Source organism: Mesorhizobium sp. M0626, from assembly GCF_040320665.1.
Lineage (GTDB): Bacteria > Pseudomonadota > Alphaproteobacteria > Rhizobiales > Rhizobiaceae > Mesorhizobium.
The window spans coordinates 201,472-207,680 of the sequence record NZ_JAMYQD010000015.1; the positions used below are offsets into that span (position 1 = coordinate 201,472).

Annotated in this window: 4 protein-coding genes; 3 read left to right on the top strand and 1 reads right to left on the bottom strand. The window is 65.1% G+C overall.

Going from position 1 to position 6,209, the window contains the following annotated elements:
* Nucleotides 1-2 precede the first annotated feature (2 nt).
* The 3 genes from NKI37_RS20695 (at nucleotide 3) to purH (ending at nucleotide 4,521) form a co-directional block, all read left to right on the top strand.
* Nucleotides 3-857 (top strand): helix-turn-helix transcriptional regulator, encoded by an 855-nt coding sequence (locus NKI37_RS20695; RefSeq protein WP_502896286.1) that lies wholly within the window; start codon nucleotides 3-5, stop codon nucleotides 855-857.
* Between the two features lie 217 nt (nucleotides 858-1,074).
* Complete coding sequence (locus tag NKI37_RS20700) at nucleotides 1,075-2,799, top strand: heparinase II/III family protein (protein ID WP_023693200.1); 1,725 nt, start codon at nucleotides 1,075-1,077, stop codon at nucleotides 2,797-2,799.
* Between the two features lie 105 nt (nucleotides 2,800-2,904).
* Entirely contained in the window at nucleotides 2,905-4,521 is a 1,617-nt protein-coding gene (gene purH, locus NKI37_RS20705) for a bifunctional phosphoribosylaminoimidazolecarboxamide formyltransferase/IMP cyclohydrolase (protein ID WP_352787112.1), read from the top strand.
* A gap of 44 nt (nucleotides 4,522-4,565) precedes the next feature.
* Here the strand turns inward: purH and NKI37_RS20710 are convergent, their stop codons facing one another.
* Nucleotides 4,566-5,945, bottom strand: a complete 1,380-nt coding sequence (locus NKI37_RS20710; RefSeq protein WP_031196429.1) for an MFS transporter — start codon at nucleotides 5,943-5,945, stop codon at nucleotides 4,566-4,568.
* Between the last annotated feature and the right edge of the window lie 264 nt (nucleotides 5,946-6,209).

Here is a 6,209-nt window from a genome sequence, read left to right on the forward strand (position 1 = left end):
CCATGGACTTTTCGCTCATGAACGATCACCCTTACGCGCTCTACAGATCCGCACCGGCCGCGGCCGGCGGCCTGTCGGTTACAGGGATTGGTCGGCATCGCGTCACGCAGGCGATCCAAGCGCGCAAATTGCCGGAATTCGCCGTGGTGCTGATTGAGAACGGTCAAGGCTGGCTTGAAACCAAGACTGCCGGCATGCAGATGATCCAAGCGCCGGCCCTGTTCTGGCTGCTTCCCGGGAGGATGCATTCCTACGGGCCGGACGCATCGGGCTGGCTCGAACGCTGGGCGCTCTTCGACGGCGCCTTGATACGCGATTTCACCCGGCTGCGGCTGATTGCCGAGGACGCCCCTGTCGTCCCCTTGCGCGACCTCGGCAAAATGCAGCGGCTGTTCGACAGGCTGCATGGTGAGCTGTCGCTCGATACGATGCTGAGCCAGGCAGAAGCCGCCGCCACGATGCATCGCATCGTCGTGCGTGCTGCCCGCCAGGCAATGGATTGGAACAACCGTCAACGAAATCCCGGCTTCCAGCATGCCGACATGCAGCCCATCATCGACGAATTGCGCCGCTGCGCGTGCGACCCGGTGGATCTCGATGCCTTCGCCGCGAAATTCTCGATGTCGCCGGCAACCTTGCGGCGCAGATTTGCGCGGGCAGCCGGCATGTCGCCCAAGGCCTTCCAACTGCGCACGAGGCTCGACCGCGCCAAACAGATGCTGGCCGCCTCCGATTCGCCCATCGAGTCCATTGCGGCCGCCGTCGGCATCCACGACGCCTTCTATTTCTCCCGTCTGTTTCGCGACCGCGAAAGCTGTTCGCCCAGCGAATTTCGGTCTCGCCACAACCGCAAGTGAGTGCCGGATTGCCAGGCTTAACCCCGCGAAGCACTTGACTTTTTTCGGGGTGGGTCGGTGGCCGGCAGCGTGAGGCGCTTCACGTCGGCGGAATTCGACTTCGCACAAGTTCTTGAATCATATAAGCTTGTGCTGGGGTACCGGAACATGATGCCGAAACCTGCGACGCGGTTTTCGGGCGACAGCATGCTCTATCTCCAGGCGACGAGGAGGGGTTTTGGCACTGGCTGCCGGCAGCACGACACGTCTGTGGACGCTTGTCGCTAAGGAGTTTTGGCGCAAGACGCGCCGGCGCCTTCGCGCAGGGCCAGTCTATCGCTGGCGCTATTCCGGGCGCACGCCCGAACGCGTCCTGATTGCACCGCCCGACCTCAGGCTCGCCGATCCGCAGATCGCGCTCGAGATCTACTATGGCCGCTATCCGCTGTCGGGACACCTCGTCGAGACCGGCGGCAAATCGCCATTCCAGATCGATGTCGCCAATCGCGGCTGGGTGAAGACGCTGCACGGCTTTCGCTGGCTGCGCCATATGCGCGCCGCCGGCACCGAGCTGGCCGCCGCCAATGCACGCGCGCTTGTCTCCGACTGGATCGCCATGCATGGCAACCAGATTTCCGGCATAGCCTGGGAGCCCGGCACTACCGCCAAGCGAGTCATTGCCTGGTTGCAACACTCCTCGGTTGTCCTACAAGGGGCCGAATTTCCGTTCTATCGCGCCTTCCTGAAATCGCTCGCCGTGCAGATCCGCTATCTCCGCTCGATGGCGCGCGAGATGCCGGACGGCAAGGACAGGCTGCGCGCTCGCATCGCGCTTGCCTTCGCCGCGCTGTCGCTGCCGGCGCCGGCCTCGGCACTGCGCGGCGCCACCCGCAACCTGGCGGAAGAACTCGACCGCCAGATCCTTCCCGACGGCGGCCATATTTCGCGCAACCCGATGGCGGTTCTCGAACTGCTCGCCGATCTCCTGCCGCTGCGCCAGACCTATGCTAACCAGGCCGAAACGCCACCGGCAGCCCTGATGGGCGCCATCGACCGCATGCTGCCGGCGCTCCGTTTCTTCCGCCATCAGGATGGCAGCCTGGCCCGCTTCAACGGCATGGGCGCCACCATCCACGACCGTATAGCCACCATCTTGCGCCACGACGACACCGCCGGCGCGCCGCTGCTGCACGCGCCGCATTCCGGCTATGAGCGCCTGTCGATGGGCGGCGTGACGGTGATTGCCGATACCGGCCCGTCGCCGGCCGTCGATGTGTCCAACGCCGCGCATGCCGGGTGCCTGGCCTTCGAACTCTCGTCCGGTCGCCAGCATTATATCGTCAATGCCGGCATCGACACCTATGGCGCCGCCGAGTTCCGACCGCTGGCCCGTGCCACCGCGGCGCATTCGACCGCCACCATCAACGACACCTCGTCGGCGCGGTTTTCCCATTCGCTGCGCGTCAACGACCTGCTCGGCTCGCCCTTGCTCGGCGGCCCGCAGCATGTGCCTTGCAAGCGCATCGACCAGAAGGGCACGCAAGGCTTCATCGCCCGCCATGACGGCTATATGCAGCGCTTTGGCTTCCTGCATGAGCGCGAGCTGAAACTGTCGAGCGAGGGCAATGTGCTCGCCGGCAGGGATCGCTTCCTCCGCCCGGGCGGTGCGGCGATCCGCAACAATGGCCGCGACTTCGTCGTGGTGCGCTTCCACATCCACCCTGATATCAACCTTTTGCAGGACGAGCATGACCGCCTGGTGCTGACCGCCGACCAGGCCGACACCTGGGTGTTCACCTGCACCGAAGTGGTGCCGGAGGTCGAGGAATCGATCTATTTCGCCGGCCTTGGCGGCCCACGCCGCAGCCGCCAGATCGTGCTCGCCTTCAAGGCCTCGGAGATCGCCGAGGTGCATTGGCAGCTCACGCGCACCGGCATCGCCGGCTATCCCGAGAACAGCTGAGCGCCGTTGCCGGCGCCGGCTTGATCGAGCTTCCGGCTTGATTTCCTGACCTCATGTGCTACGGCCCGGCAACGCTCTCCATCAGCCCTGAAAGGCCGCCAGCCCATGGCCGTCGCCGCTAAGAACATTCCGGCACCCGACCTCGTTCCGGTCCGCCGCGCCCTGCTTTCCGTCTTCGACAAGACCGGCCTGACCGACTTCGCCAAAGGGCTGGTCGCGGCCGGCGTCGAGCTGGTCTCGACCGGAGGTACGGCAAAGGCGATCGCCGAGGCGGGGCTGGCGGTGCGTGACGTCTCGGAACTGACAGGCTTTCCCGAGATCATGGACGGCCGCGTCAAGACGCTGCACCCGTCGGTGCATGGCGCACTGCTCGGCGTGCGCGACGATCCCGAACACGCCAAGGCGATGCACGATCACCGCATCGAGCCGATCGATCTGCTCGTCTGCAATCTCTACCCGTTCGAGGAGGTCCGCCGTTCCGGCGCCGACTATGCCGCTGTTGTCGAGAACATCGACATTGGCGGCCCGGCGATGATCCGCGCTTCGGCCAAGAATCACGCCTATGTCGCCATCGTCACCGATCCCGGCGACTACGCCTCGGTGCTGAACGCGCTGGAGATGAACATCGGCTCGCTGTCGCTGGATTTCCGCCAGAAGCTGGCGGCCAAGGCCTTTGCCCGCACCGCCAGCTACGATGCGGCGATCTCCGGCTGGTTCGCCGAAACGCTTGAGATCGAGCACCCGACCTGGCGCGCCTTCGGCGGCAGGCTGGAAAGCGTCATGCGCTATGGCGAGAACCCGCATCAGAGCGCCGGCTTCTACGTCAATGGCGACAAGCGGCCCGGGGTCGCCACGGCTCGCCAGTTGCAGGGCAAGCAGCTGTCCTACAACAACATCAACGACACCGATGCCGCCTTCGAGCTGGTCGGCGAGTTCGATCCCAACCGCTGCGCCGCCGTTGCCATCATCAAGCACGCCAACCCGTGCGGCGTCGCCGAGGACGCTTCGCTGGCTGCTGCCTATGCGAGAGCGCTGGCCTGCGACCCGGTTTCGGCCTTTGGCGGTATCGTTGCCATGAACCGCATCCTCGATACCGAAGCGGCTCAGGAGATCGTAAAAACCTTCACCGAGGTGATCATCGCGCCGGACGCGTCGGAGGACGCTGTCCGCATCATCGCCGCCAAAAAGAATTTGCGACTGCTGGTCACCGGCGGTCTGCCCGATCCGCACGCCGGCGGCATCACTGTGAAATCCGTCGCTGGCGGCATGCTCGTCCAGGGCCGCGACAACGCGGTGGTCGACGATCTCGAGCTCAAGGTGGTGACCAAGCGCGCACCGAGTGCGGCCGAGATGGCCGACCTCAAATTCGCTTTCCGCATCGCCAAGCACGTCAAGTCGAACGCCATCGTTTACGCCAAGGACGGCGCCACGGTCGGCATCGGCGCCGGGCAGATGAGCCGCGTCGATTCCTCGCGCATCGCCGCCCGCAAGGCGCTCGACGCGGCGGAAGCAGCTGGCCTCGCGGAGCCGTTGACCAAGGGCTCGGTGGTCGCCTCCGACGCTTTCTTCCCTTTCGCCGACGGGCTCATATCCGCGATCGAAGCCGGCGCCACGGCGGTGATCCAGCCCGGCGGCTCGATGCGCGACGACGACGTTATCGCCGCTGCCGACGCGCATGGCATCGCCATGGTGTTTACCGGCGTGAGGCATTTCAGGCATTGAGCGCCTCTGCCTTTTCCCACAAGGGGAGAAGGAAAAGTGCGGCGCTATTCCACTGGCTGATCCGCCGGGTACGGCGTCCAGATCAATATCGCGATCCCAACGCCCAGGAACAGCACGATGGCCGCCATGCCGAGCCGCGCCGAGCCGCTGGCGAGCGTGATCGACGCCACCATGAACGGCGCCAGGAAACTCGTCGCCCTTCCGGCCAGCGCATAGATGCCGAAATAGCGGCCGGATTCGGCCGCGGTCACGCTGCGCGCCATGTAGGAGCGTGACGACGCCTGCACCGGTCCGAACGCCAGCCCGATCAACAGGCCATAGAAAATGTAGGCCTTTTCCGCCGCCGTGCCGAACAGGCCGCCACTATCGGCTCCCGGCATCATCCAGGCGCCGAACAGCGTGTAGCCTGGCCCGGTCGAAACGATGCCGATGGTGGCGATGCTGAGCAGGACGAGCGAAATCATCACGATGGTCTTGGAGCCAAGCGCGGTGTCCAGCCATGCGGCAACCAGGCAGCCGACGATGGCGACGACGTTGAGAATAATGCCGAACATGCCGATCTCGGTGATCGACCAATGGAACATCGCTGCCGCAAAGGTGCCGCCCAAAGCGAGCAGCGCATTGACGCCGTCCTGATAAATCATGCGGGCGACAAGGAAGCGGAAGATGCCTTTGCGCCGGCGCACTTCAGTCAGCGTCGACTTCAGTTCCGACAGCCCCTCGCGCACCGCCGGCCCGATCGGAATGCCTTTGATGGCGTCTGGCGTGAAGAAGAACATCGGCAGGATGAACAGGAAATACCAGCCGGCCGACAGCGGCCCGGTGGCGCGCGCGTCCTCGCCGAGATTCGGGTCGAGCCCAAAGAGCGGGTCGATGCCGATGATCGTCTTGCCGGTCTCCGGCGAACCCGCCAGACAGGCGACGACAAAGATCAGCGCGATCATGCCGCCGAGATAACCAAGTCCCCAGGCAATGTTGGAGACGTGGCCGATCTCGCTCTTCGGCACCAGGCGCGGCATCATCGAATCGTTGAACACGGTCGAGAATTCCGCCGCGACCGAAGCGAGAGAAAAGAACAGCACCACCAGGAAAAGGTTCGAGCCGGGAGCGGCGAACCATAGCAGGCAAAGGCTGATGATCTTGATCGAGGCGAAGAACGCAATCCACGGCTTGCGCGGCCCGGTCTGGTCGGCAATCGAGCCGAGGATGGGCGACAAAACGGCAATGACCAGGCCCGCAACAGCGATGCCGTAGCCCCAGGCCGCCTGGCCCGAAACCGGATCGTTGGCCATGCGCGAGACGAAATAAGGGCCGAAGATGAAAGTGGTGACGACGGTGAAGAACGGCTGCGCCGCCCAGTCGAAGAACATCCACCCCCAGATGCCACGCCCGGATGCCCGCTGCGCTGTTTCTACTGCCGCCATGATGATTCCCCCGGCACCGCCCGTGTCGGGCGCCATGTCTGCATGTTTCGAATGCTCATGCAAACCGCGAAAGATTCGCGCTGCCCCTCACCTGGATGTCGCCGCTGTCTACCTGCATAGAGACGCGAAGAAAGGCGCCGCGCCCCTACCTCCCCCTTGTGGGGAGGTCGGACCGAAGGTCCGGGTGGGGGTCGGTGCCGCGGCGCCGCCCCCCCCGCGGGCGGGGCCCCCCCCCCCCCCCGCCCGCGGGGGCGGGCCCGGCGG

What these genes read in the sequence shown, in the direction of transcription:
- NKI37_RS20710 (WP_031196429.1), bottom strand. Translation starts at nt 5,945, where the DNA reads ATGGCGGCAGTAGAAACAGCGCAGCGGGCATCCGGGCGTGGCATCTGG.
- NKI37_RS20695 (WP_502896286.1), top strand. Translation starts at nt 3, where the DNA reads ATGGACTTTTCGCTCATGAACGATCACCCTTACGCGCTCTACAGATCC.
- purH (WP_352787112.1), top strand. Translation starts at nt 2,905, where the DNA reads ATGGCCGTCGCCGCTAAGAACATTCCGGCACCCGACCTCGTTCCGGTC.